Origin of the sequence: Curtobacterium sp. MCBA15_005, assembly GCF_001864855.1 — a bacterium.
Classification (GTDB): domain Bacteria; phylum Actinomycetota; class Actinomycetes; order Actinomycetales; family Microbacteriaceae; genus Curtobacterium; species Curtobacterium flaccumfaciens.
This window is the reverse complement of sequence record NZ_MJGL01000044.1, coordinates 3,675-4,241: the sequence shown is the minus strand read 5'-3', so window position 1 is coordinate 4,241 and position 567 is coordinate 3,675. Positions and strand designations below refer to the sequence as shown.

The following is a 567-nucleotide window of genomic DNA, read 5'->3' as shown; positions in this document are numbered from 1 at the left end:
ACGGAACCTCGCACCGTTCGTGGCATCGCCTCAGTTCAGGCGTTCGAACACCATGGTGGCTTGCACCCGGTCCCCGCCGCCGAAACCCGTGCTCCCCGAGGAAGCCGTCGTGATCGTGTGCAGCCGGTACCCGAGCGCAGCCTGCGCGTTGATCGCCTTCTCGAGTTCGGTGAGGTTGCCCGAACCCGTCCCGAAGAACTTCTCCTTGAGCACCACCTGCAGCACGACGTAGCTCATGCCGTTCTGCGCCGGACGCGGCTGACCACCCGAAGCGGCTTCCGCCTGGATCCGGCCGATCACTCCACCGACCCCCGACGCCGCGGGCGCCTGCTGCTGCACCTGCTCCGTCCACGCGGAACCGTCCCACCACCGCATGGTGCCGGAGCCGTCGTCGTACCACCCTGCCTGCGCATTCGTCATGCGCTCATCCTGGCGCACGACGAACCACGTGGGCAGATCAGTTGTTGAAGCGGAACTCCACCACGTCGCCGTCCTGCATGACGTAGTCCTTGCCTTCGATGCGGGCCTTGCCGGCAGCGCGGGCCTCGGCGATCGAGCCGGTCGCGA

Annotated in this window: 2 protein-coding genes; both read right to left on the bottom strand. The window is 67.4% G+C overall.

Annotation, left to right across the window (positions count from 1 at the left end; genetic code table 11):
- Nucleotides 1-30: 30 nt before the first annotated feature.
- Nucleotides 31-420, bottom strand: a complete 390-nt coding sequence (locus BIU89_RS17805) for a DUF2510 domain-containing protein (protein ID WP_083404368.1) — start codon at nt 418-420, stop codon at nt 31-33.
- A gap of 37 nt (nt 421-457) precedes the next feature.
- The coding region (locus tag BIU89_RS17800) for a DUF933 domain-containing protein (RefSeq protein ID WP_139179147.1) at nt 458-567 on the bottom strand (110 nt) is incomplete at its 5' end.